Source organism: Streptomyces sp. NPDC006294, assembly GCF_042870895.1.
GTDB lineage: Bacteria > Actinomycetota > Actinomycetes > Streptomycetales > Streptomycetaceae > Streptomyces.
The window spans coordinates 53,232-75,333 of the sequence record NZ_JBIAHV010000015.1; the positions used below are offsets into that span (position 1 = coordinate 53,232).

A 22,102-nucleotide genomic window follows, 5' to 3' on the forward strand; every position below is an offset into this window, starting at 1 on the left:
GCCGCGCGTCAGCGCAGCCGGCGGACGACCTCGCGCACCACCGGGTTGCGCCGCAGTGCCTGGCCGAGCGCCGGAGCGGGCGCGCCGGGCAGCCCGAGGCCGGCGAGCCTGCGCCGCTTGAAGTAGCGCGTGAGCCGCTCCTGAGGCATCGAGGCGAGCAGCGACGCCGCACGGTCGCGCAGCTCCGGATGCGCCGCGGACTGCATGCAGTAGCCCACCGCGCGCACCAGGGCGTCGATGTCCGCCGTCAGGTCGGCCGGCCGGCCGGCACGTTCTTGGTCGGTCACGTCGGGCACCAGCGCGTCGACGACCGTCAGCGGGATGCGGTTGCTGTTCTGGTAGGGCGTGATCCGCTCCAGCAGGAGTTCGGTGCCCACCCGGGCGGCCGGGATCCCGTAGAACGCGGCCGCAGTGATCATGGCCGTGGAGAAGCAGCCGACCACCAGCTCCGGCCGCGCCCGCTCGTACAGCGTCTCGGCCAGTACCGGCGCGCGCAGTACGTGCAGCGCGACCCCCAGCTCCGCGGCCTCCTCCTCCAGCGCGCGGGTGGAGTCCGCCGGGGCGCTCGGGTGCGGCTTGAAGGTGATCGCGCGGTGTCCGAGGGCCGCCGCTCCGCGCAGCATCCGCAGATGCAGCTCCTCCTCCTCGGCGCCGCTGATCAGCTCCAGGGCGGCGAGGTACTGGCCGAGCAGCAGCGCCGTCGAGCGCTCCTCGCCGATGTCGGCCGCCGCACCGATCGCGCCGAGCACGGCACGGAACTCGTCGTCCGGGACGGCCACCGGTTCCACCCCGTGCTCGGACAGCAGCATCGGCCGCAGGCCCGGCACCAGGTCGAGATGGACCAGCCGGCGGATCCGGCTGCTCATCGGGAACGCGAGGTGATTGCGGGTGGGCCCGTAACTCATCAGCCCGTCGGCGTACACATGGATCGGGCTGTCGGCGAAGATCGCGGCGATGGCCCGGGACGGGTTGGCCTGGATCGACTCGCAGGCGATCTCGACCTTCTCGTCGCCGAGGTCCCAGGCGAGCCGGAGCGCCTTCTCCCACAGCACGACGTCCTGTGCACGGGGCGCCCAGCCGGCCGGGTGGTGCGGGCGGATCGTCTCGTTCCAGGAGCGGACCTCGTCGAACTCCCCCCGCAGCGCCTCGAATCCGGACATCCGGTCCAGCGACACGTGCACCTCGGGGGCGGCGGAGGTGTCGCTGACCAGCAGGATCCGGCGGTGCTGCGACCGCGGTCCGAACAGGCCGGCCCGGATCGCGGCGGTGATCGTGGCCGCCGCGTACTGGGTGGCGGCGCAGAAGATCTGGGTGGTCATGCGGCGGCCTTTCGGATGATGGTGCGCCGTTCGGTGTCGAGGCCGGCGAGGACCGCCTCCAGTTCGGCGCCGGGCATCCGCCGCAGGGCCCCTGTGGTGAGGGACCTGAGCTCCCGGGCGACGGGGCGGCTGAAACGCTGCCGGTCGCGGAGCTGGTGCGCGATGACGACGCAGTAGCTGCGGATCGCCTTCGGCATCAGGCGGTCGCGCTCCGGGTCGTCGGCGAGCTCGGCCAGGACCTGGTCGAACGCCTTCACGAAGTCCAGCTGCCGTGCGTCTCCGATCTGGGTGAGGGAGCCGGCCAGGCCCCGCCGGTAGAAGATCCGGTGCAGGGAGGTGACCGCGTACGAGTCGGCGCCCCGGTGCAGCTGCCAGATCCACGGCCGGTCCTCTGCCGTCCGCAGCCCGTCCGTGAACCGCAGCATGCCGCGCTCGAGGAGCGTGGCGTCGTAGATGCCGGCCCAGGCGTACGGGTAGTCGACCATGCTCGACTCGCCGACCGGCAGGATCGACGAACGGGGGTCGAGCGGTTCGTCCCTGCGCCCTTCCGGCGCGCGCTGCAGTGTCCGCTGCACCCCTGTCACCTGCACGTGGTCGGTCCGCACGAAGTCGACGCCGAGCCGCTGGACGGCGTCGACGAGCCCGGCGAGATGCCCCGGCCCGAGCCAGTCGTCGCCGTCGAGAAAGGTGAGGAAGCGCCCCTTGGCCCGGTCGATGCCGGTGTTGCGCGCCGAGGCGAGGCCCCGGTTCTCCTCGTGGCGTACGACGACGCTGTTGGGCAGGCGTTCGCCGAGTGCGGTGAGGGCTTCGAAGGTGTCGTCCGTCGAGCGGTCCTCGACGAAGACGAACTCGAAGTCCTCCCTTGCGTTGTTCGCCAGACCTGCCACGGTGTCGGCGATGTACGCCGAGACGTTGTAGCAGGGGACGATGACAGAGAGCGTGGTCACCGGGGGAGGCTACGGGCGCCCGGTGGAGCGTTCCGGGACGTGGGCGTGAGCGGAAGGTGAACGCGGGGTGAGCGCCGGGGGCGGTGGATCTCACCACCGCCCCGCAGGGGACTGCTTGCCCGGCTTCGGCAGAGCTTCCCCCGGAAGGCGGGTTCCTCCGCCTGGGCGCGCATGGTGCTCAGCGCCGCAGCGTGCTGGACCTGGTTGCCACGGCTGGACTCGATGGCGATCGACTCTCTGGAAGAAGTGCCGTTTGGTCAGGGACCTGAGAAGAGCGGGATGAGGCCAGGGGCCGGGTCCCGGGCCGCCCCGGCGGAGCGCCGCATCCCGACCGCTTGGCGAATCGTTTGGCGAATCAGTGGCCCACACCACGTGGACTGCCTAACATCGATCACCGCAAGGCTTGTGCACCGATGCACAATCTCGCCACGGGAGGCTCCTTTGCACCGCCGTCGTCGTACCGCGCTCATTCTCTCCGCCGCGCTCGTCGCCGGCGTGCCGCTTCTCGCCGCCTGCGGCGACCAGTCACACCCCGGCGCCGCCGCCGTGGTCGGCGGGCAGCGGATCGACGTGTCCGCAGTCCAGGCGAAGGTCCGGGACGTGCGCGACGCGCAGCAGGACTCGCCGCAGGCGGAGCAGATGATCAAGGACACGGGGCAGCTCGGCCGCGCCAAGCTGTACGACCTGATCGTCGACCGGGTCGTGCAGCGCGCCGCCGACGACGCCGGGGTGAGCGTCAGCCGCAAGGAGATCCAGGACGGGCGCGAGGCGCTCGTACGGCAGGCCGGGGGCGAGGACCAGCTCGTCGCCATGTATCTGCAGCAGCGCGGTGTCGCCCCGGACCAGGTCGACGACGCCGTGCGCCGCGACGTCCTCGTCGGCAAGATCGCCACGGCCCTCGGCGCGGCGAACAGCCCCGAGGGCCAGCAGAAGCTGAACGAGACGTTCTCCGCCGCGGCGAAGTCCCTGGACATCGACGTGAACCCGCGTTACGGCACCTGGGACGACAAGAAGCTCGAGCTCGGCACGTACCGGGCGCCCTGGATCACCGAGGTGTCCAGGGCCCAGGAGCCCGTCGAGACGGGTGCGTAGGGCCGGGCGGTAGGTTCGGGGTGTGACCACCGAAGCATCCACCGCCGGCCGTATCGTCCTGCTCACCGCCAGCCACCGCGTCGCGCCGGGGCTGCTGTCCTGGCCGGCGTGGCGGACGCTGCACGCCGCGGACCGGGTGCTGTGCGCCGACCCGGCGCACCGGCAGCTGGCGTATCTGCGGGAGGCCGGCGTCACCGTCGAGCACGCCGCGCCGGCCGCCGAGGAGCTGGTGGAGTACTGCGCGGCCGGCGGCCGCACCGTCGTCGTGCTGGCCTCCGGCGAGGGCGAGACCGCGCTGACCGACGGCCTGGCCCGCCTCGGCGGCTCCGGCCGGATGACCATGCCGGACCTGGAACTGCTCCCCGGGGCGTACGACCTGCCCGGCGCGCGGCTGCTGGATCTCGTGGAGGTCATGGACCGGATCCGCCGCGAGTGCCCCTGGTCCTCGCAGCAGACCCACAAGGGTCTGGCCAAGTACGGCATCGAGGAGGCGTACGAGCTCGTCGAGGCCATCGAGGAAGGCGACCGGGACGAGCTGCGCGAGGAGCTGGGGGACGTACTGCTCCAGGTCGTCTTCCACGCGCGCATCGCGGAAGAGGACGCGGAGGAGCCGTTCTCGGTGGACGACGTCGCCGGCACGATCGTCGAGAAGCTGATCCACCGGCACCCGCACGTCTTCGGCGAGGAGACCGCCTCGACACCCGAGGAGGTCAAGGCGCACTGGTTGCGGACCAAGGCGGTCGAGAAGCAGCGCGAATCGGTGACCGACGGCGTGCCGCTCGGCCAGCCGGGTCTCGCGCTGGCGGCGAAGCTCGCGTCCCGGGTCCGGACGGCCGGCCTCGACGTGGAACTCCCGGCCGGAGCGGGCATCGGCTACGAGCTGCTGGCGCTGGCCGTACGCGCGGAGGCGGACGGCGTCGACCCGGAGGCGGCGCTGCGGGCGGCGGCCCGGGCCTACCGGGACGCGATCCGGGCGGCGGAGGGCCGGCCCGGTAACGTCGAGGGGTGAACGACCCGAACACCGCGCCCGAGCTCTTCACCTGGGAGTTCGCCACCGACCCGTACCCCGCCTACGCCTGGCTGCGCGAGCACTCGCCCGTGCACCGGACCCGGCTGCCCAGCGGGGTCGAGGCATGGCTGGTCACCCGCTACGCGGACGCCCGGCAGGCGCTCGCCGACCAGCGGCTGTCGAAGAACCCGGCGCATCACGCCGAGCCCGCGCACGCCAAGGGCAAGACGGGCATCCCGGGCGAACGCAAGGCCGAGTTGATGACGCATCTGCTGAACATCGACCCGCCGGACCACACCCGGCTGCGCCGGCTGGTCTCCAAGGCGTTCACGCCGCGCCGGGTGGCCGAGTTCGCGCCGCGGGTGCAGGAGCTGACGGACCGGTTCATCGACGACATCTTCGAAAAACAGCACGGCGCGGAGAAGGGGGAGGCGGACCTCATCCACGAGTTCGCGTTCCCGCTGCCCATCTACGCCATCTGCGACATGCTCGGCGTCCCGCCCGAGGACCAGGACGACTTCCGCGACTGGGCCGGGATGATGCTGCGACATCTCAAGCCGGGCCACGGCGGCGGCCCGCGCGGCGGCGTCGCCCGCTCGGTGAAGAAGATGCGCGGCTATCTGGCCGAACTGATCCACCGTAAAAGGGAGGAGCCGGGAGACGACCTCATCTCGGGGCTCATCAAGGCGTCCGACCACGGCGAGCACCTCACCGAGAACGAGGCGGCCGCGATGGCCTTCATCCTCCTCTTCGCGGGCTTCGAGACCACCGTCAACCTCATCGGCAACGGCGTCTACGCGCTGCTGCGCCACCCCGAGCAGCGTGAGCGCCTCCAGGCGTCGCTGGCGGCCGGGGACAGCGGCCTGCTGGAGACGGGCGTGGAGGAACTGCTGCGCTACGACGGGCCGGTGGAGCTGGCGACCTGGCGGTTCGCCACCGAGCCGCTCACCGTCGGCGGGCAGCGGATCGCGGCGGGCGACCCCGTGCTCGTCGTCCTCGCGGCCGCCGACCGCGACCCGGCACGCTTCGACGCCCCGGACACCCTCGATCTGTCCCGGACCGACAACCAGCATCTGGGGTACGGCCACGGCATCCACTACTGCCTCGGCGCCCCGCTCGCCCGGCTCGAGGGGCAGACCGCGCTGGCCACCCTGCTCCGCAGAATGCCGGACTTGCGGCTTGCGGGGGATCCGGCCGATTTGCGGTGGCGTGGGGGGCTCATCATGCGCGGATTGCGCACTCTGCCCGTTGAGTTCACGGTGCAAACAAACTGACGCTGCGTCAAGTCTGTGACTTTCACGTGATCTCCGCTGCATCGACTTGTGACTCACGTTCGAATGCGACTACGTTCACCGTCACTCGGCAGGCATCAGCAGGCCGCAGGATTCTCAGCTGTCACGCGAAAGGCAACCGCATGCTCTCCGGGAACGGACGACACCGCCGACCCCGCCAGGCTCCGGCCCTCATCGTCGCGGCAGGGGTGACCGGTTCGGCCATCGCGATCCCGCTGCTCGGCGCGGGCTCGGCGTCCGCGGCCGACGCCGGCACCTGGGACCGCGTCGCGGAGTGCGAGAGCGGCGGGGCGTGGAGCGCCGACTTCGGCAACGGCTACTACGGCGGGCTGCAGTTCTCGCAGGAGACCTGGGCCGCGTACGGCGGCACCGCCTACGCGCCGAGCGCCGACCTCGCGAGCCGCTCGCAGCAGATAGCGGTCGCGGAGAAGGTCCTCGCCGCCCAGGGTCCCGGCGCCTGGCCCGCCTGCGGTCCGCTCGCCGGGCTCCAGGACGACGGCACCGACACCGGCGTCGACCCGGGCATCCTGCCGCTGCCGAAGCAGAGCGACGCGCCGGACGGCGAGCCGTCGCCCGACGCTTCCGATTCTCCCGACGACCCGCTCGACGTCCGCGAGCCGACCGGCCCGGCGGGCGACAAGCCCGCCGAGGGCTCGGCGGACGACTCGGACCCCACGGGCGGCTCCGGCGCGCCGGACACCCGTGACGCGGGCACGCCCTCCGGCGACGCGACCGACCGGCCGGCGACCGGGGGCGACACCCGCACGGCGCCCACGGACGACGCCACCGGGGCGGCCCCGTCCGGCGAGACGCCGACCGGCACCGGCAAGCACCGCGGTGCGCCGGGCGACGAGTCCGCCACGGGCGGTTCGGAGGGCGTACGCGAGGACGGCCGCCATGCCTCACGGGGTGACGGCGCGGGCCGCAAGGGTGACGTCGGGGCAACCGCCCCGGGCTCGTACACCGTTCAGCCCGGCGACAATCTGTGCGACATCGCCGCCGCGGAAGAGGTGCCCGGCGGGTGGCCGGCCCTCTACGAGGCGAACGAGAAGACGGTCGGATCCGACCCGGACCTCATCCTGCCCGGTCAGAGCCTCGACCTGAGCCTGGGTCAGGGCTAGTTCACGCGGCGGTTCATGGGCTTATGTCCGCTTCGTTCGAGTGAGACAAGGGTCTCTTCGCCCCAACTGGGGTGCAACGCCCCACGAATTCGGCCACTCCGCCCCTCACCTGCGAAAACGGACATCTTCGGGTGGTCGGTTCGGGCGTTTTCTCCCCGATGTTCGACTTTGAACATCGGGGAGTCCTGTGTCTACGGTCTGAACCGCTCGCCACCGCGGGCACCGTCGACCGATACGCCGAATCCTGCCGTCGGTCGGGGGGAACAGTCGTCGCTCAGAGCGCCGAAGGCAGGAGCGGGGGACCCAAGGTAAGCGCCGGGGCCGTTCGCCCGGATCGAGAGATCCGGCGGACCGGAGCCGGCTGGGGGTGAAGCCCGTACGTCCCACGGACGTACGGCCGGGCAACTCACAGGCCCGAACCCGACAGCTCACCTCGTAGGCGTCGGTGAGGAGAAGTTCCATGCTGCGTTCTTCCGGCAAGGCCAAGCACCGTCGTCCGTCGAAGGTCACCCGTCTCGTCGCGCTCGCCGGTGTCGCCGGCGCCGCCATCGCCGCCCCGGTTCTCGGCGCGACCTCCGCCTCCGCCGCCACCGCTTCCGAGTGGGACGCCGTCGCCCAGTGCGAGTCCGGCGGCAACTGGTCCATCAACACGGGCAACGGCTACTACGGCGGTCTGCAGTTCTCCGCCTCCACCTGGGCCGCGTACGGCGGCACCGCGTACGCCTCGACCGCCGACCAGGCGTCCAAGGTCCAGCAGATCGAGATAGCCGAGAAGGTCCTGGCCGGCCAGGGCAAGGGCGCCTGGCCGAGCTGCGGCGTCGGCCTGTCCAGCGCCTCCTACGGCGGCGGCTCCGCCGAGGCCGCGCCCGCGCAGCCGTCCCAGGAGCGCTCCGAGGCGCCCACCACGCGCTCCGAGCGCACCGAGGCCCCCGCCCCGGCCCCGAAGGCCGAGCGGCCCGCCGCCGCTCCGAAGGCCAAGGGCTTCAAGAAGGGTGACGGCGAGTACAAGGTCGAGGCCGGCGACACCCTCGGCAAGATCGCGCAGGCCGAGAAGGTCGAGGGCGGCTGGGAGAAGCTGTTCGAGCTGAACAAGGACATCGTCGAGGACGCCGACGTGATTTACCCGGGCCAGCAGCTCCACCTGCGCTGACCCGCCCCTGCCTCCCACGGTCCGGCGGTCGTGGGAGGCGCCCGTCTGTCGAACGGGACCCGAGCACCCCGGTCCGGCGCGCCTTCCCCCGTACGCGCCGGGCCGGGGCCCGTTCCGTCGAGGGGTCGGGGTCTGCCGGAGGAAGCGGGTTACCCGCTGGTAGGAACCATCCTGTTTGTCCGGTCACAAGGGGCTTGATGCCCTTTTTCGTCCCAGGGGGCGGGCATCGGCCGGGCCTTTGCCGCCGGGGCGGTTAGGCTCTTGCCGCAAGGCCAAGCAGACCTCTGCACTTTTCTCGCGTCACATCCCAGAAGGAGATGCTCGTGCCGTCCATCGACGTCGTCGTAGCCCGGGAAATCCTGGACTCCCGAGGCAACCCCACGGTCGAGGTCGAGGTTGGCCTCGACGACGGCAGCACGGGTCGTGCTGCAGTTCCGTCCGGCGCCTCCACCGGTGCGTTCGAGGCTCTCGAGCTCCGCGACGGTGACCAGAACCGCTACCAGGGCAAGGGCGTCGAGAAGGCCGTCCTCGCCGTCATCGAGCAGATCGGCCCGGAGCTCGTCGGCTACGACGCCACCGAACAGCGCCTGATCGACCAGGCGATGTTCGACCTGGACGCCACCCCGGACAAGTCCTCGCTCGGCGCCAACGCCATCCTCGGCGTCTCCCTCGCCGTCGCGCACGCCGCCTCCGAGGCCTCCGACCTGCCGCTCTTCCGCTACCTTGGCGGCCCGAACGCGCACCTGCTGCCCGTTCCGATGATGAACATCCTGAACGGCGGCTCGCACGCCGACTCCAACGTGGACATCCAGGAGTTCATGATCGCGCCGATCGGCGCCGAGTCGTTCTCCGAGGCGCTGCGCTGGGGCACCGAGGTCTACCACACCCTCAAGAAGGTCCTGAAGCAGAAGGGCCTGTCCACCGGCCTCGGCGACGAGGGCGGCTTCGCGCCGAACCTCGACTCCAACCGCGCCGCCCTCGACCTCATCCTCGAGGCCGTCAAGGAGGCCGGCTACACCCCGGGCAAGGACATCGCGCTCGCGCTCGACGTCGCCGCGTCCGAGTTCTACAAGGACGGCTCCTACGAGTTCGAGGGCAAGTCCCGCTCGGCCGCCGAGATGACCGAGTACTACGAGGAGCTCGCCGCCTCGTACCCGCTGGTCTCCATCGAGGACCCGCTGTTCGAGGACGACTGGGACGGCTGGAAGGTCCTCACCGAGAAGCTGGGCACCAAGGTCCAGATCGTCGGCGACGACCTCTTCGTCACCAACCCGGAGCGCCTGGCCCGCGGCATCGACGAGAACGCCGCGAACGCGCTGCTCGTCAAGGTCAACCAGATCGGCTCGCTGACCGAGACCCTCGACGCCGTCGAGCTCGCCCAGCGCAGCGGCTTCAAGTGCATGATGTCCCACCGCTCCGGCGAGACCGAGGACGTCACCATCGCCGACCTGGCCGTCGCCACCAACTGCGGCCAGATCAAGACCGGCGCCCCGGCCCGCTCCGAGCGCGTCGCCAAGTACAACCAGCTGCTGCGCATCGAGGAGATCCTCGACGACGCGGCGGTGTACGCGGGCCGCAGCGCGTTCCCGCGGTTCAAGTACGAGGGCTGAGCACGGCCCGAGCGTCGCTGGGTCACCGGTGATCACCGGCTGACGCCCTGTCGTACGTACGTCCCCGGCCGCGGTCCCGTACCGTGTCCGGGGACGTCGGCGTGTGAAGGGGAGGCGAGTGGGATGGCGCGCAGGCCGGAAGCGGACAGGGTCTCCACCGCGACCAGGCTGCGGCTGCTCGGCGAGCAGACCGCCGCCCGCGTCTACCGCTCCCAGAACCGCCGCCAGGCCCGCCGCTCCCGGCTCACCGGCCGCGCGGCCTTTCTCGCCCTCGTCGTCTGCTCGCTCGTCGTGGCGCTCGCCTACCCGATGCGCCAGTACGTCTCCCAGCGGGCGGACATCGCCGAGCAGGAACGCCTCATGGACGAGGCGCGCGCACAGGTCGAGCAGCTCAAGGACGAGAAGGCGCGCCTCCAGGACGACATGTACATCCGGCGCCTCGCCCGCGCGCATCTGCACTACGTGGTCCCGGGAGAGACCGGTTTCACCATGATCGACCCCGAGGCCGCGGAGCGGGAGCGCGAAGAGAGCGGCGCGGCCGACCGGCCGTGGTACTCGAACGTATGGAACGGCGTGGACAGCGCCGACGGTCCGCAGCAGTAGCAGTAGCAGTAGCAGTAGCAGTACCTGGCAGCAGTAGCAGCAGTCACCGAACAAGGCAGGCATGGAAACCCCTCCTCCCACCACCGAACCCACCGAGCCCACGGACGCGGACGTCGCCGCGTTCAAGGAGCAGCTCGGCCGGCCGCCGCGCGGTCTGCGTTCGATCGCGCACCGCTGCCCCTGCGGGCAGCCCGACGTCGTCGAGACCGCTCCGCGGCTCCCCGACGGCACCCCCTTCCCGACGCTGTACTACCTGACGTGTCCGCGGGCCGCCTCCGCGATCGGCACGCTCGAGGCGAACGGCGTCATGAAGGAGATGACCGAACGCCTGGCGGCCGACCCGGAACTGGCCGCCGCGTACCGGGCCGCCCACGAGGACTACATCGCCCGCCGTGACGCCATCGAGGTCCTGGAGGGCTTCCCCAGCGCGGGCGGCATGCCGGACCGGGTGAAGTGCCTGCACGTCCTGGTCGGCCACTCGCTGGCGGCCGGCCCCGGGGTGAACCCGCTGGGCGACGAGGCGATCGCGATGCTGCCCGAGTGGTGGGCGAAGGGCCCGTGCGTGACCCCGGCCGGGACCGCGTGCGGGACGTCGGGCGGACAGGGAGAGGACGCCGCCGAATGACCCGCGTCGCCGCCGTCGACTGCGGCACCAACTCGATCCGTCTGCTCGTCGCGGACGTCGACCCCGCCACCGGCGCTCTCGTCGACCTCGACCGCCGGATGACGATCGTCCGCCTCGGCCAGGACGTCGACCGTACCGGCCGCCTCGCCCCCGAGGCGCTGGAGCGCACGTTCGCCGCCTGTCGCGAGTACGCCGCCGTGATCAAGGAGCACGGCGCGCGGCGTCTGCGCTTCGTCGCCACGTCCGCTTCCCGGGACGCCGAGAACCGGGACGACTTCGTCGCCGGTGTGCTCGGCATCCTCGGTGTGGAGCCGGAGGTGATCAGCGGCGACCAGGAGGCCGAGTTCTCCTTCACCGGCGCCACGAAGTCCCTCGACGGCCGCTCCGACATCGCCAAGCCCTGTCTGGTGGTCGACATCGGCGGCGGCTCCACCGAGTTCGTCGTCGGCGAGGAGCACGCCGGCGCCGCCCGGTCCGTCGACATCGGTTGCGTACGGATGACCGAGCGGCACGCGCCGGACAGCCCGGCGACGCCGGAACAGATCGCCGCGATCACCGCGGACATCGAGGCGGCGCTCGACGAGGTCGAGAAGACGGTGCCCATCCGCGAGGCCCACACGCTCGTCGGGCTCGCCGGCTCGGTGACCACGGTCGCCGGGATCGCGCTGGGTCTCGACGCGTACGACTCCGCGGCCATCCACCACTCGCGGATCTCCTTCGAGCAGGTCGAGGAGATCACCACCATGCTGCTGAACTCCACGCACGACGAGCGCGCTGCGATCGGCGTGATGCACCCCGGCCGCGTCGACGTCATCGCGGCCGGGGCGCTGGTGCTGCGCACGGTCATGCGGCGCATCGGCGCCCGCGAGGTGGTCGTGAGCGAACACGACATCCTCGACGGCATCGCCTACAGCATCGCGAACGAGGACCGCGGCCAGGGTCGGTCGTCGGATCAGGCCGGACCAGTGAGGCCCTAGGTCGCGGGGGCCGGCTCCGGGGTGAGGACCACGAACTCCGCCCCGGCCGGGTCGTTGCACACCGCCAGGCGGCCGACGCCCTCCGCGTCCTCGGGGCCCATCGAGACCGAGCCGCCCTTCTCGCGTACGAGGGCGACCGTGGCGTCGCAGTCGGCGGTACCGAAGACGGGGTGCCAGTACGGCCGCGCGTCGCCGGACGCGAACATGTCGGGGACCGCCATGACGCCGCCGAACATCCGTTCCGGGGGGCAGTCCTTGGGCGTCACCATCGTGTACGTCCCGCCGCCGCCGGGGAGTTCCATGTCCTGACCGGTCCAGCCGAAGACGCGGCCGTAGAAGTCCTGCGCGGCCTTCGAGTCGGTGGTGTAGAGCTCGATCCAGCCGAGACTGCCGGGGCCGTCCACGGCCTCGACACCGGGGTAGCTGCCGGGCTGCCAGACTGCGAACTGGGCGCCCTGCGGGTCGGTGACCTGGGCGAACCGGCCCTCGTCCGCCACCTCGGACGGCGGGGTGCGGACGGCGCCCCCGGCCTCCTCGACCGCCTTGACGGTGGCTTCGATGTCCGGCGTGTGGAAGTAGACCATCCAGGCCGACCGGGCGCCCTCCTCGGTGAGCTGCCCGACCGCGCCCACCGCCTTGCCGTCGAGGCGGAACGCCTTGTAGCTGGTCATCTCCTCGTCGAAGGCCTGGGCCTGCCAGCCGAACACGGCGCCGTAGAAGGCGGCGGCCGCGTCGATGTCGGGCGCGCCCAGGTCGAGCCAGGCGGGCGAGCCGGGGACGAAGTCAGTGGTGATCACTCGATGCCCTTTCTCCGTGATTCAGCCGGTGCTGACCGGGTTCTGTGGATATGCCACATCCTGGCCACATCCTGGAGTCAGCCTGGCACCGCGCCCGGACCCTCGCCCGTCGACCCGCGCAGGGGGGTTCGCGGCCGCTTTTCCGGCCGCCCCGTCGACCCTCGCGGGAAAGTTCGTGAACTTCTTCACAAGGAAAACCGGGCCGAGGGACCCGTCGGAGGCTCGAAAGCCCTCCCATGCCCGCCTGTTGGGACCGGAACAGCACATTCGAAGGTGCATGGATGCTTGCGCCCCCAGCGTGCAAGGGGCGGTGGTCTACCCGCCCGCACGCCCTGGGGGCCAGCTCAGAGGGGTGGTCAACGTTTCCGGCCGCACCCCGGTTCCCCGTGGAGGTCATGACCTCGGTCACGTGGGCGGGGCAGTGTAGCAGAGTGGGGGGAAGAGCTTGTGAAGGGGCTCACGAGCGCCCCCTCCGAGGGGGGTGGATACTCGATGGCATGAGCACCACGGAGCGTCCCAGGATCCTCGTTGTAGGCGGTGGGTACGTAGGCCTGTACGCAGCTCGGCGCATTCTCAAGAAGATGCGCTACGGCGAGGCGACCGTCACGGTCGTCGACCCGCGGTCGTACATGACGTACCAGCCCTTCCTCCCCGAAGCTGCCGCAGGCAGCATCTCGCCTCGGCATGTCGTCGTCCCGCTGCGACGCGTGCTGCCCAAGGCAGAGGTTCTCACCGGCCGGGTCACGACCATCGATCAGGACCGCAAGGTCGCCACGATCTCGCCGCTTGTCGGCGAGGCGTACGAGCTGCCCTTCGACTACCTGGTCGTCGCGCTCGGCGCGATCTCGCGCACCTTCCCGATCCCCGGCCTCGCCGAGCAGGGCATCGGCATGAAGGGCATCGAAGAGGCCATCGGCCTGCGCAACCACGTCCTCGAGCAGCTGGACAAGGCCGACTCGACGACCGACGAGGACGTCCGCCGCAAGGCGCTCACCTTCGTCTTCGTCGGCGGTGGCTTCGCCGGCGCCGAGACCATAGGCGAGGTCGAGGACCTGGCCCGTGACGCGGCCAAGTACTACAACAACGTGAAGCGCGAGGACATGCGCTTCATCCTGGTCGACGCCGCGGACAAGATCCTTCCCGAGGTCGGCCCGAAGCTCGGCAAGTACGGCAAGGAGCACCTCGAGGGCCGTGGGGTCGAGGTCTACCTCTCCACCTCCATGGACTCCTGCGTCGACGGCCACGTGGTGCTGAAGAACGGCCTCGAGGTCGACTCCAGCACCATCGTGTGGACGGCCGGCGTCAAGCCGAACCCGGCGCTGGCCCGCTACGGCCTGCCGCTCGGCCCCCGCGGCCACGTCGACTGCAACGAGACCCTCCAGGTCAACGGCACCGACTACATCTGGGCCGCCGGCGACAACGCCCAGATCCCCGACATGGCCGCCCGCAAGGCCGGCGTCGAGAACGCCTGGTGCCCGCCGAACGCCCAGCACGCGCTGCGTCAGGCGAAGGTCCTCGGCGACAACGTCATCTCCGGGATGCGCGGCTTCCCGCAGAAGTCCTACGAGCACGCGAACAAGGGTGCGGTCGCCGGTCTCGGCCTGCACAAGGGCGTCGCGATGATCGTCATGGGCAAGGTCAAGATCAAGCTCAAGGGCCGGCTGGCCTGGTACATGCACCGTGGCTACCACGGCATGGCCATGCCGACCTGGAACCGCAAGATCCGTGTGTTCGCCGACTGGACGCTGGCGATGTTCCTCAAGCGCGAGGTCGTCTCCCTCGGCGCGATGGAGACGCCGCGCGAGGAGTTCTACGAGGCGGCGAAGCCGGCGCCGGTTGCGGCGAAGCCGGAGTCCGAGAAGGCCAAGGCGTCCTAGCGGTACCGCTCGCCCTTGCGTAGGGGTCGCCCGCCATCCGTGGTGCGGGCGGCCCCTTCGCGTTCCCGGGGGCGCCGCCCCAGGCTCTGGGCCGGCCGGCCGGTCTGTGTCGGGGCTCCGCCCCGAGCCCCGCGCCTCAAGCGCCGGCGGGGCTGGAGCCTGGCCGGTCTTGTCGGGGCGCTGCCCCGAGCCCCGCGGCGCAGACGCCGGCGGGGCTGGAGCCTGGCCGGTCTTGTCGGGGCGCTGCCCCGAGCCCCGCGCCTCAGACGCCGGCGGGGCTCCGTTGCTCGGCAACTCAAGGTGAGCCGGCGTGGGAGTACCCCCATGCGAGCCCGGCGGGCCGGGTTGCCGCGCAGCGGCATTTCCAGCCCGGCCCGGGAGCACCTCCCACGGCCGCCAGGCCCGTAAAAGGAGTTTGAGGCCACCGCGCGGAGCGCGGTACCGGGCCCGGGCGAAGCCCGGCCCGCCCCGGTCGGGGAACATGCCCGCCGTGGCGGGCGTCGCGGCGCATAGTGCGGGGAAGCACACACGGTGGTCGCATTGTTGAGGGAAGTGCACCGTGCAGGCCCGCCCGCCGCGGGGCTGCCGGGCGTTCGTGAAAACCACCGTCACGGAGGTTTGTGCCATGGCCGATGCCGCGCTGCGGCTGACCACTCTTGCCGAGGAGCTGTCGGGCGCCCCGCTCCCCGTCCGCATCCGCGCCTGGGACGGCAGTGAATCCGGGCCGCCGGGCGCGCCCACCCTTGTCGTACGTCACCGGCGCGCCCTGCGGCGGCTGTTGTGGCGGCCGGGCGAGCTGGGGCTCGCGCGGGCCTGGGTCGCCGGGGAGATCGACATCGACGGCGATCTGTACGAGGCGCTGGACGTGCTGGCCGGCCTTCTGTGGGACCGCGGGGCCGACCAGAAGACCGCGGTCCACGCGGTGCGCGACCCGCGGCTGCGGGCCGGCGCCCGCGCCCTGCTGAAACTCGGCGGCGTCCTGCCGCCCCCGCCCCCGCCGCCGGAGGAGGTCCGGCGCCGTACCGGTCCGCTGCACACCAGGCGGCGGGACAAGGAGGCGATCAGCCACCACTACGACGTCGGCAACGACTTCTACCGTCTCGTGCTCGGGCCGTCCATGGTCTACTCGTGCGCCTACTGGGACGACGCGGGCACCCTCGAGGAGGCCCAGCGCGACAAGCTGGACCTCGTCTGCCGCAAGCTCGGGCTGAAGGAGGGCGACCGGCTGCTCGACGTGGGCTGCGGCTGGGGCGCGATGGCCGTCCACGCGGCCCGCGAGTACGGCGCCCGCGTCACCGGCGTGACACTCTCCCGCGAGCAGGCCGTCCACGCCCGCAAGCGCATCGCGGACGAGGGCCTCACCGACCGTGTCGAGATCCGGGTGCAGGACTACCGGGACGTCAGGGACGGGCCGTACGACGCGATTTCGTCCATCGGGATGGCCGAGCACGTCGGCCGGGTCCGCTACCGCGAGTACGCCGACCAGCTGTTCTCGCTGCTCGTGCCCGGCGGCCGGCTGCTCAACCACCAGATCGCCCGCCGCCCCGAGAAGGACGAAGCGGCCTACCGCATCGACGAGTTCATCGACCGGTACGTCTTCCCCGACGGCGAACTCGCGCCCCTGGGCCGTACCGTCGCCACACTGGAGGACGCGGGTTTCGAGGTCCGCGACGTCCAGTCCATCCGCGAGCACTACGCCCGCACCCTGCGCGCCTGGGTCGCGAACCTGGAGAGCGCCTGGCCGGAGGCGGCCCGGCTCACCTCGCCCGGTCGTGCCCGGGTGTGGCGGCTCTACATGGCCGCCTCCGCGGTGTCGTTCGAACGCAACAGCATCGGCGTCAACCAGATCCTCGCCGTGCGGACCCCCGACAGCGGCAGCTCGGGAGTGCCGCTGCGTACCGGCGACTGGCGCTGACTCCACGACGCCGAAGGCCCCGTGGTGTGCGTCCAGCACACACCACGGGGCCTTCGGCCTGTCGGCGGGGCCCGCTACTCCGTCTTGATCGCGGTGAGCATGTTCAGCTTCGCCGCACTGCGCGCCGGCCACAGCGCCGCCAGTACGCCGACCACTCCGGCCAGCAGCAGGAAGATCCCGATCCGGTCCCACGGCATGACGAGCACATAGCCGGGGATCTCCTTGCGGATCGTCTCGCCGATCGCCCAGGCGAGGAACGAGCCGAGACCGATGCCGACGACCGCGCCGAAGACCGAGATCACCACGGCCTCCAGCCGGATCATCCGCTTCACCTTGCCGCGGTCGAGCCCGATCGCCCGCAGCATGCCGATCTCCTGCTGGCGTTCGAAGACGGACATGGCCAGGGTGTTGATGACGCCGAGCACGGCGATGATCAGCGCCATCGCGAGCAGCCCGTACATGATGTTCAGCGCCGTGTTGATGAAGCCGCCGAACATGTTGCGGATGTCCTGCTGGTCCATGACGCTCATCGCCGGGTTGTCGCCCAGCGCGTCGACCAGCGCCTGCTCGTTCGCCGCACTCGCGCCGCCGTCCATCGCCACCCAGATCTCGGGGATGTACGGCCTGGTCTCGTACGGCGCGACGACGTCGGTGGCGACCAGGATCGGGGAGAGGAACTCGTTGCCCTTGTAGACGGCGCCGACCGTCAGGTTCTTCGTCTCCTTCTTGCCCTCCTCGCCGAACTCGGCGGGCAGGGTGTCACCCGTCTTCCAGCCGTTCGACTCGGCGGTGTCGTCGTCGACCGCGATCTGGCCCTTGCCGAGCGTGGCGAGCGAGCCGGAGACCGTCTCCAGGTCGAAGACCTTCTCCACGTCGCCGGGCGTGACCGCGGACGCCGAGTGCCACTCGCCCTTGATCTCCATCGAGGACGCCTGCTGCGGCGAGACGGCGCTGACGCCCTTCGCCTTCTCGATCGCGTCGAGCGCCGACTTGTCCAGCGCGCCGCCGCTCGCCATCGTGACCATGTAGTCGGCCCTGATGTTGTCCGTGGTCATCTTGTCCACGGCCTGGCCCAGCGTGGCCCCCAGCACCGAGATCCCGGTGACCAGGGTGAGACCGATCGCCAGCGCGGAGGCGGTGGCGCCGGTACGGCGCGGGTTGCGCACCGCGTTCTGCCCGGCGAGCTTGCCCGAGACTCCGAAGACGCCCTTCAGCAGCGGCCGCACCAGCGCGATCACCGGGCGGGACAGCAGCGGGATCAGGACGATGATGCCGACCAGCGCCAGGAACGCGCCGCCGGCGATGATCATGCGCCCGTCGGAGCCGGCCGCCGCACCGGCGACGATCGCGGCGGCGCCGAGCAGGGTGAGGACGCCGCCGATGGTGTTCCGCAGCACCAGCGACTTGGTGGTGGCCACGCCGTGCACGCTGCTCATCGCCGCCACCGGCGGGATCTTGGCGGCCCGGCGGGCGGGCAGCCATGCCGCCAGCACCGTGATCAGCACGCCGACGGCCAGGGCGGCGGCCACCGCGGTGGGCGAGACGATCAGCGGTCCCGCGGGGACCTTCGCGCCGAAGGTGGTCATCGCCGACCGCAGACCCGTCGCGAGACCGAGGCCCAGCAGGAAGCCGACCACGGACGCGATCGCCCCGACGACCAGCGCCTCCAGGATCACGGAGCGCTTGACCTGCCGGCGGGAGGCGCCGACGGCACGCAGCAGCGCCAGCTCCCGGGTGCGCTGGGCGACCAGCATGGTGAAGGTGTTGGCGATCAGGAAGACGCCGACGAAGAGCGCGATGGCCGCGAAGGCGAGCAGCATCGTGTTCAGGTTCGACAGGCCGCTCTCGATCTGCTTCGCCTGCTCGTCCGCCAGCTCCTTGCCGGTCTGCACATCGGAGTCCTTGGGCAGCAGCGGCTTCACGGCGGTGAGGATCGAGGCGTCGGAGGCGCCGGGCTCCGCGGTCACGGTGACGTCCGCGAAGTACCCGGGCTGCAGGTACAGCTGCTGCGCCACGGCGGTGTCGAAGAGGACCAGGCTGCCGCCCGCGTTGACCGCGCCGTCGTCGGTGGTGAAGACACCGGCGAGGGCGTACTCCTTCACCGGTCCGTTGGTGGCCACCCTTACGGCGTCGCCGACCTGGTACCCGCCCTTGGCGGCGGAGTCCTTGTCGAGCGCGATCTCGTCCGCCTCACCCGGCCCGGCACCGTCGGTGAAGGTGTACGCGGGGTCCTTGCCGTCCTTGCCGGGGGAGTAGTTGGCCCCGGTGTTGGACCAGCCGTTGCCGATGAGCCTGCCGTCCTGGTCGGCGACGCCGGCGAAGCCGGAGACCCGCCCGGTGGCCGAGGCCACGCCGTCGATGCCCCGGATCTTCTCCAGGGTCTTCTCGTCGACGCCGGAGTCCTTCTCGGCGTCGCTCGGGTCGACGTACGTCGTCACGGCGACCGCGACGTCGTCGTAGCTCTTGGCGGACTGGTTGCGGTAGGCGTTGCCGAGGGTGTCGGTGAAGACCAGGGTGCCGGAGACGAAGGCCACGCCGAGCATCACGGCGAGCACGGTCATCAGCAGCCTGGCCTTGTGCGCAAGCACATTGCGCAAGGCGGTACGGAACATGTGGGTGTCCTGGAAGTGGGCGTCGGGGCACGACGGCCGGCCCGGCGGGCCGGCCGCGGGGCCGGACAGTGACGAGAAAAGATGTCTGAGGGCGGGGAACTACGGCCCCGGGGGCGTCAGCTCGTGCGGCCCTTGGCGTCGAACGCCTTCATGCGGTCGAGGACGCCGTCGGCGGTGGGGCCGTGCATCTCGTCGACGATCGCGCCGTCCGCCAGGAAGATCACCCGGTCGGCGTAGGAGGCGGCCACCGGGTCGTGGGTCACCATGACCACGGTCTGGCCGAGTTCGCGCACCGAGTTGCGCAGGAAGCCGAGCACCTCCGCGCCGGAGCGGGAGTCGAGGTTGCCGGTCGGCTCGTCACCGAAGATGATCTCCGGCCGGGACGCGAGGGCGCGGGCGACGGCGACGCGCTGCTGCTGGCCGCCGGAGAGCTGGGTGGGCCGGTGACCGAGCCGGTCCCGCAGGCCCACCATGTCGATGACCCGCTGCAGCCACTCCTGGTCGGGCTTGCGGCCCGCGATGTCCATCGGGAGCGTGATGTTCTCCCGCGCGGTCAGCGTCGGCAGCAGGTTGAACGCCTGGAAGATGAAGCCGATCTTGTCGCGGCGCAGCTGCGTGAGCTGCTTGTCCTTCAGGCTGCCGAGCTCGGTCTCGCCGATGCGCACGGAGCCGGAGCTGAAGGAGTCCAGGCCGGCGACGCAGTGCATCAGCGTCGACTTGCCGGAGCCGGACGGGCCCATGATCGCGGTGAACTCGGCCTGCCGGAAGTCGACGCTCACATGGTCCAGCGCGACCACCTGAGTCTCGCCCTGTCCGTACACCTTGGACAGGTCCGTGGCGCGGGCCGCCACTGCGGTGGCGCGCTGAGCGATGGGGGTGGTGGTCACGAGAGGAGCTCCTGTCGGGGGCGGACTGTCGGGGACGTCACCATCCTGTCCGCGCCGGCGCCGCAAATCGTCAGTCCCGGTACCCGTTCCCGTGGCCGCCTTGGGTCGGACCGGGCGTCACGTTCCTCCTCCTTTGGGATGACGGGCTCCCTGAGGGGCCGTCGGGGAGCGGACGGCGCTTTTCCGTCAATCCCGGATGCCCCAGGCCCTGGTTCCGTGCGTCGTGAGGGGGGCTCGAATACCCTCCTACCTGGCCTGACGCCCCCTCAGGAGCCCCTGGAACCAGTCAAGATCGGGCCAACGGCCATAAGTCGGAGCGGTCCGCACCGATAGGCTCGTGATCCGACGCGGAGCCCTCGCGCCATGCCCGGGTGGTGGAATGCAGACACGGCGAGCTTAAACCTCGCTGCCCCTCGGGGCGTGCCGGTTCAAGTCCGGCTCCGGGCACCCGACGCCCCACCGCCCCCCGCCGCGCCGGCCGTCTCCGGGGGCGCTCTGTGTCACGATCTCGGAAAGATCCTCCCCGAGCACTAGGGCGTTCCCTTTGCTTGCCCATTACTCTTGACTTCTAGGCCGCGCACGGTGGCCAAGGAGGAGTGAGATGAGGAGCAGCAACCCGGTCTTCTCGCGACGGGGGTTCAGCCGCGACAGCGGCTACGCCGGCTTCAACGCGCAGCAGCAGCCGCAGGCCGGGGGCCCCGCCGTAGGAACGAACCCCTACGCCCAGGGCGCCGGCACCCCGTACGCGACCAACCCCTACGCCCCGGCGGGCACGCAGCCCGGCGCCCCCGCACCGGTCCGTACGGACGTCATGACGATGGACGACGTCGTCACGCGCACGGGCATGACGCTGGGCACCGTGGTTCTCGGCGCGGTCCTCGCATGGGCCCTGCTGCCGGTGTCGCCCACGAGTTACGGGATCGCCATCGGCTCGGCCCTCGTGGCCTTCGTCCTCGCGATCGTCCAGTCCTTCAAGCGGACGCCGTCGCCCGCGCTGATCCTGACCTACGCGGCCTTCGAGGGCATCTTCCTCGGCGTGATCAGCGAGATGTTCAACCGCCGCTGGGACGGGGCCCCGTTCCAGGCGGTGGTCGGCACCATGGCCGTCACCGGCGCGATGCTGTTCGTCTACAAGCAGCGCTGGATCCGGGTCACCGCACGGTACGCCCGGATCGGTATGACCATCGCACTGGCCTTCATCGCCGTGCTGGCGGTCAACCTGCTGCTCGTGATCTTCGGCGTCGCCGAGAACGGCGGCCTGCGCGACTTCGGTCCGCTCGGCGCGATCGTGAGCATCCTGGCCATCCTGATCGGCTGCTTCTTCCTGACCCTGAACTTCAAGGAGGTCGAGGACGGCATCGCCTACGGCGCCCCGCGTCAGGAGTCCTGGCTCGCGGCCTTCGGTCTCACGGTGACGCTGGTCTGGATCTACCTGGAGATGCTGCGCCTGGTGGCGATCTTCAGCGGCGACGACTAGCCGGCCCGCCGCCCGGCCGCAGCGCCGGGTGACAGCCGCACGAAGGGCCCGCAGGCACTGCCTGCGGGCCCTTCCGTCGTGTGCGGCACCTGAAGCGTCTAGAGCAGCTTGCGCGCGGCGCGCCTCAGGTCGTACTCATGGATGATCGCTTTGGCATGGCCGTAGGCGAGGTTGTGTTCGCCCCGGAGCCAGCTGACCTTCTCCTCGAAGTTGAAGAGAGACGGTCCTTCCTCGACGGTGCGAAGCCAGTCGGAGACGGCACGACCGGTGCACTCGGGGATTCTGGAGAGCAGATTTCGGTGGGTCTCTTCGGAGAAGACTTGGGACATCGGCGCCTCCGGACGCATTGCGCGTGTGCTCTTCACGCCACCGTGCCTGAGCGGCCGCGTATTGGCAACAGTCCCGCGCGGCCGCGTAGGGTCGCGGCGTGCTTGAAACGACGGAACTGACCGGTGCGGCGGAGCGCTTCGCGGACCGTCTGCGGGCCGCGCCGCAGAGCCGGCTGCAGAGGGGCGCGGCGGCGGAGGCACTGGCTCTGGCCAGGGAACTGTCCGTGCGGGCCCAGCGGCTCGAGGAGCCCGGGCGGGAGCCGAGGACCATGCCGGACGCCGGGGTCTTCGCGGTCGCGGACCAGGTGCTGGTGGCGGCGAGCGATTTGGCCGAGGCGCTTCGTTCGGTTCCGGCGGGGTCACCCGCGGTTGACGAGGCCGCCGAGCTGGTGCGGTCGGCGGCGCGGCGGTCGGGTCTGTAGACCTGCCGCCGCGGTGGGGGCGGGGCGGTCGGGCGGTGGGG

The 22,102-nt window shown here is 71.2% G+C and carries 19 protein-coding genes, 1 tRNA gene and 1 riboswitch; of the genes, 14 read left to right on the forward strand and 6 right to left on the reverse strand.

What is annotated here, in order from left to right; genetic code table 11:
• Window positions 1-8: 8 nt before the first annotated feature.
• Window positions 9-1,319, reverse strand: a complete 1,311-nt coding sequence (locus ACFYOP_RS25555) for a polysialyltransferase family glycosyltransferase (protein WP_356894282.1) — start codon at window positions 1,317-1,319, stop codon at window positions 9-11.
• Window positions 1,316-2,266: a glycosyltransferase family 2 protein gene (locus tag ACFYOP_RS25560; protein WP_356894280.1), complete on the reverse strand. Its 951-nt coding sequence runs from the start codon at window positions 2,264-2,266 to the stop codon at window positions 1,316-1,318. Before ACFYOP_RS25560 ends, ACFYOP_RS25555 begins: the two co-directional genes overlap by 4 nt.
• A gap of 441 nt (window positions 2,267-2,707) precedes the next feature.
• On the opposite strand from ACFYOP_RS25560, the gene ACFYOP_RS25565 reads away from it, so the two are divergent.
• The 9 genes from ACFYOP_RS25565 (at window position 2,708) to ACFYOP_RS25605 (ending at window position 11,745) form a co-directional block, all read left to right on the forward strand.
• Complete coding sequence (locus ACFYOP_RS25565) at window positions 2,708-3,358, forward strand: SurA N-terminal domain-containing protein (protein WP_356894278.1); 651 nt, start codon at window positions 2,708-2,710, stop codon at window positions 3,356-3,358.
• 22 nt (window positions 3,359-3,380) lie between these two features.
• Window positions 3,381-4,367: a nucleoside triphosphate pyrophosphohydrolase gene (locus tag ACFYOP_RS25570; RefSeq protein ID WP_356894276.1), complete on the forward strand. Its 987-nt coding sequence runs from the start codon at window positions 3,381-3,383 to the stop codon at window positions 4,365-4,367.
• The gene (locus ACFYOP_RS25575; RefSeq protein WP_356894274.1) at window positions 4,364-5,641 is read left to right on the forward strand and encodes a cytochrome P450; all 1,278 of its coding nucleotides are present in this window, start codon (window positions 4,364-4,366) and stop codon (window positions 5,639-5,641) included. Before ACFYOP_RS25570 ends, ACFYOP_RS25575 begins: the two co-directional genes overlap by 4 nt.
• Window positions 5,642-5,847: 206 nt before the next feature.
• Window positions 5,848-6,780 (forward strand): transglycosylase family protein, encoded by a 933-nt coding sequence (locus ACFYOP_RS25580; protein WP_388452897.1) that lies wholly within the window; start codon window positions 5,848-5,850, stop codon window positions 6,778-6,780.
• Window positions 6,781-7,050: 270 nt separating this feature from the next.
• A riboswitch (cyclic di-AMP (ydaO/yuaA leader) is annotated at window positions 7,051-7,237 on the forward strand.
• 6 nt (window positions 7,238-7,243) lie between these two features.
• Entirely contained in the window at window positions 7,244-7,930 is a 687-nt protein-coding gene (locus ACFYOP_RS25585; protein WP_356894371.1) for a transglycosylase family protein, read from the forward strand.
• Window positions 7,931-8,247: 317 nt separating this feature from the next.
• Window positions 8,248-9,540: a phosphopyruvate hydratase gene (gene eno, locus ACFYOP_RS25590; RefSeq protein WP_356894270.1), complete on the forward strand. Its 1,293-nt coding sequence runs from the start codon at window positions 8,248-8,250 to the stop codon at window positions 9,538-9,540.
• 123 nt (window positions 9,541-9,663) lie between these two features.
• Window positions 9,664-10,143, forward strand: a complete 480-nt coding sequence (locus ACFYOP_RS25595) for a septum formation initiator family protein (protein ID WP_356894268.1) — start codon at window positions 9,664-9,666, stop codon at window positions 10,141-10,143.
• Window positions 10,144-10,204: 61 nt separating this feature from the next.
• Entirely contained in the window at window positions 10,205-10,768 is a 564-nt protein-coding gene (locus ACFYOP_RS25600; RefSeq protein WP_356894266.1) for a DUF501 domain-containing protein, read from the forward strand.
• The gene (locus ACFYOP_RS25605) at window positions 10,765-11,745 is read left to right on the forward strand and encodes a Ppx/GppA phosphatase family protein (protein WP_356894264.1); all 981 of its coding nucleotides are present in this window, start codon (window positions 10,765-10,767) and stop codon (window positions 11,743-11,745) included. The genes ACFYOP_RS25600 and ACFYOP_RS25605 overlap by 4 nt, the downstream gene beginning before the upstream one ends.
• Here the strand turns inward: ACFYOP_RS25605 and ACFYOP_RS25610 are convergent.
• A complete protein-coding gene (locus ACFYOP_RS25610; protein ID WP_356894262.1) occupies window positions 11,742-12,542 on the reverse strand; it encodes a VOC family protein in 801 nt (266 codons plus the stop codon). The genes ACFYOP_RS25605 and ACFYOP_RS25610 overlap by 4 nt on opposite strands.
• Window positions 12,543-13,039: 497 nt before the next feature.
• Between ACFYOP_RS25610 and ACFYOP_RS25615 the strand changes: the two genes are divergently transcribed.
• Complete coding sequence (locus ACFYOP_RS25615; RefSeq protein WP_356894260.1) at window positions 13,040-14,419, forward strand: NAD(P)/FAD-dependent oxidoreductase; 1,380 nt, start codon at window positions 13,040-13,042, stop codon at window positions 14,417-14,419.
• A 625-nt stretch (window positions 14,420-15,044) separates the two neighbouring features.
• Window positions 15,045-16,334, forward strand: a complete 1,290-nt coding sequence (locus ACFYOP_RS25620) for a cyclopropane-fatty-acyl-phospholipid synthase family protein (protein ID WP_356894258.1) — start codon at window positions 15,045-15,047, stop codon at window positions 16,332-16,334.
• Window positions 16,335-16,408: 74 nt separating this feature from the next.
• Here ACFYOP_RS25620 and ACFYOP_RS25625 read toward each other — a convergent pair whose 3' ends face one another.
• On the reverse strand, window positions 16,409-18,946 hold the full coding sequence (locus ACFYOP_RS25625; protein ID WP_356894256.1) for an ABC transporter permease: 2,538 nt from the start codon (window positions 18,944-18,946) through the stop codon (window positions 16,409-16,411).
• 116 nt (window positions 18,947-19,062) lie between these two features.
• On the reverse strand, window positions 19,063-19,833 hold the full coding sequence (locus tag ACFYOP_RS25630) for an ABC transporter ATP-binding protein (RefSeq protein ID WP_356894254.1): 771 nt from the start codon (window positions 19,831-19,833) through the stop codon (window positions 19,063-19,065).
• A gap of 365 nt (window positions 19,834-20,198) precedes the next feature.
• On the opposite strand from ACFYOP_RS25630, the gene ACFYOP_RS25635 reads away from it, so the two are divergent.
• Together ACFYOP_RS25635 and ACFYOP_RS25640 are read left to right on the forward strand one after the other, a co-directional pair.
• A tRNA-Leu gene (locus ACFYOP_RS25635) sits at window positions 20,199-20,280 on the forward strand.
• A 154-nt stretch (window positions 20,281-20,434) separates the two neighbouring features.
• Window positions 20,435-21,310 carry a Bax inhibitor-1/YccA family protein gene (locus ACFYOP_RS25640; RefSeq protein WP_356894252.1) on the forward strand — a complete coding sequence of 292 codons (876 nt, stop codon included), beginning with the start codon at window positions 20,435-20,437 and terminating at the stop codon, window positions 21,308-21,310.
• Window positions 21,311-21,408: 98 nt separating this feature from the next.
• On the opposite strand, the gene ACFYOP_RS25645 is transcribed toward ACFYOP_RS25640, so the two are convergent.
• Window positions 21,409-21,639, reverse strand: a complete 231-nt coding sequence (locus ACFYOP_RS25645; protein WP_356894250.1) for a DUF4287 domain-containing protein — start codon at window positions 21,637-21,639, stop codon at window positions 21,409-21,411.
• Window positions 21,640-21,737: 98 nt separating this feature from the next.
• Between ACFYOP_RS25645 and ACFYOP_RS25650 the strand changes: the two genes are divergently transcribed.
• Entirely contained in the window at window positions 21,738-22,061 is a 324-nt protein-coding gene (locus tag ACFYOP_RS25650; RefSeq protein WP_356894248.1) for a hypothetical protein, read from the forward strand.
• The last annotated feature ends 41 nt before the right edge of the window (window positions 22,062-22,102 follow it).